Source organism: Streptococcus parasanguinis, assembly GCF_001578955.1.
Classification (GTDB): domain Bacteria; phylum Bacillota; class Bacilli; order Lactobacillales; family Streptococcaceae; genus Streptococcus; species Streptococcus parasanguinis_U.
This window is the reverse complement of sequence record NZ_KQ969689.1, coordinates 750,433-753,150: the sequence shown is the minus strand read 5'-3', so window position 1 is coordinate 753,150 and position 2,718 is coordinate 750,433. Positions and strand designations below refer to the sequence as shown.

Annotated in this window: 2 protein-coding genes and 1 pseudogene; all 3 read right to left on the bottom strand. The window is 44.6% G+C overall.

Features of this window, described 5'->3' with window-relative positions:
* A partial coding sequence (locus tag SPADD19_RS03650) for a CAP domain-containing protein (protein WP_061455236.1) occupies positions 1-1,775 on the bottom strand: 1,775 nt, incomplete at its 3' end.
* A 138-nt stretch (positions 1,776-1,913) separates the two neighbouring features.
* Positions 1,914-2,630 (bottom strand): tRNA (guanosine(37)-N1)-methyltransferase TrmD, encoded by a 717-nt coding sequence (gene trmD, locus SPADD19_RS03645; RefSeq protein WP_061455235.1) that lies wholly within the window; start codon positions 2,628-2,630, stop codon positions 1,914-1,916.
* A pseudogene (locus SPADD19_RS12530) lies at positions 2,620-2,718 on the bottom strand (ribosome maturation factor RimM); the annotation flags it as partial. The pseudogene SPADD19_RS12530 and the gene trmD, both read right to left, overlap by 11 nt.

Below are 2,718 nucleotides of genomic sequence, written 5' to 3'. Positions count from 1 at the left end.
TGAACGACTTGGGCTTTTTCTGCTTCTTCCGCTTTTAAAAGATCTAATTTCTCACGCGCAGCTGTTAACAAATCTTTCGCTTTTTGAAGTGCTGCTTCTTTTGGTTGGATAGTTGCTTCAATCCGACCTCGAGATACATCAAGAGTCGCCTTCGCCTTTTCAACCGCATGGTCCTTGCTAACAAGAAGAATCTTGTAATTTTGGATGGTCTTTTGGACATTGGCCATCTCCGCTTCCATCTTCGAATTTGCATGGTGGGCATCTTCTAGTTTGCCTTGCAAGATAATGATTTGAGACTCTTGATTGGCCTTGTCTAACTTGAGATTAGCGACTTCATCAGATTTTGCTTTCACATCTGATCTTGTCGTCGTTGCCCCAGCTCCCTGACGCAATTGGTAAGCGAGTGCACTGGTTGACACTGCTGAATTGACCGGGCTGTGTAAGAAAGCTGCTTCTGACATGGCATTGCTTGGGTCATAAGCGACTGATAAAGCTGTCGCTTTGTTGTCTACCATTTGGAGGTAGTGACCAACCTTAGCAAAGGCCTCAGCCCCAATTTTCATATAAATGTCATTGGCATCGATTTGTGTTTCGTCTGTTGGTAGACCATATTGAGCCGCTACTTCCTGATAAGCCGCTTTTTCATTGTACCAAATGTCAACCGCACCAGCAGGTGAAAAGCCATAAGCGATGTTTTCGTTTGGCAAATACTTAAACATATGCCAGTTGGCTTTTTTGAAGTATTCCAACTGTACTTGACTGGCTGGAAGGGAATAGGGATCCAGTTCCAATTCAGGCAAGCCGGCATTGCGACGATAGCTATTGATGGCATCCGCAATTTCAAGAGCTCGGAGGTTAGCTTGCAAGGATCCAGACTCTCCAACTGTTAAGCCGTCTTCTTCCCGACCACGCTTGTAGAGGGCTAAAGCACTCGCTGCAGCTTCATTGCCATTGTCAGCTAAGTGTTGCAAATAACCTTCATAAGTCGCTTGACTCAACTGAACTGGGCTATTGGCCGCAGCTTGTTCTAAGGCTGCCAATTCTGCTTCCTTAGTTGCGATGACCGCTTTCAAATCTGTCAGACGCGTTTGAGCCAGTTGAATGTCGTTCTCAATTTGAGCCACTGTATCTGAGCCAGTTTGCTGACTCGCTTGCAAGGTTGCAAGGTAATTCTGAGATTCTCGGATACTTTGCTCGACTTGACTTTGCTCCAACAAAGCCTGGTTGAGCACATTCTCATCATTTGAAATCGGTGCTTTGGCTTGGTTCAATTCATTTTGTGCTACATCGACCAAAGATTCCTGAGCAGTAACTTGATTTTCCTGTTGACGAACAGCCTCTACGACTTGGTCATGGGCAGCTTCTGCTTCTCGAACCTTATTTTCTTCGATGGTCACATAGGCTTGAGCTACCTTGACGTCATTTTCTGCATTCTGAACTTGGGCATCCGAAGTTGTTGCAATGAGGTTTTCCGCATCCGTCACTTCTGCTTTCTTTTCTTCCAATTCTTGTCCAGCAGCCTTGACTTCCGTTTGAGCATCGATCACTTTTTGCTCTTGGTAGTGGACATCTTTCACCACTTGGCCTTTTTGAGCTGTAATTTGCTTCAACTCATCAACCGTAATTGGTTTTTCGACTACTTCCGTACTATTGGTTTCTGCATTTTCATTTTGCTTCACCTCTTCGGCACTAGCCTTGTGATTAAACATACCAGATAGAACCGTTGTTGCAGCAATCCCTGTCGTGAAAACCGATTTTCCTAATTTCTTTCCCATTAAATTCACCCCCAAAACTGAATCATTTTCTTGAAGTTTCTCTACCCCTTAGCATACCACATTTTGTTACCAATAACTAGTAGGTTTAAAAAGTTTTTTTCATAAATTTTTGAGGCAAAAGAAAAACAGCTGACGCTGTTAGTCTTCTTGTTTAATTTGTTCCAACATCTTCTCTTCTTCTGCTGTCAACTCATAGTTTTCTAGCAAGTCTGGCCGACGTTCTAAGGTCTTTTTCAAACTCTGATAGAGGCGCCATTGACGGATATTTTCATGGTGACCACTCATGAGAACATCTGGAACCGTCATCCCTCTGTATTCATAAGGCCGTGTGTATTGAGGATATTCTAGTAGACCAGAGGAGAAACTGTCATCCTGGTGGCTCGACTCTTTTCCGATCACTTCTGGAATCAAGCGAACCGTCGCATCAATCATGGTCATGGCTGCTAGCTCGCCACCCGTCAGGACATAATCGCCAAGAGAAATCTCATCTGTCACCAAGGTCTTGATCCGCTCGTCGTAGCCCTCATAGTGACCACAGATAAAGATTAATTCATCTTCTTGAGCCAACTCTTCTGCGTAACTTTGGTCAAAAGTCCGACCAGCAGGATCCAACAAAATCACGCGCGGGTTCTTTTTCTCAATGGCATCAAAGGCGTCAAAGATGGGCTGAGCACGTAAGAGCATGCCTTGGCCGCCACCATAGGGTTCATCGTCAACATGACGAGCTTTCTCTGCGTTTTCACGGAAATTATGGTAGTTGATCTCGAGAAGTCCCTTTTCACGTGCCTTTCCCACGATAGAGTGCTCAAGAGGTGAAAACATTTCTGGAAAGAGGGTTAAAATATCAATCTTCATCGTCTAACCCTTCTAAGATGTCTACATCCACCCGGTTTCCTGGGATATCGATATTGAGCACCACTGGTGGGATATAAGGCAAGAGAAG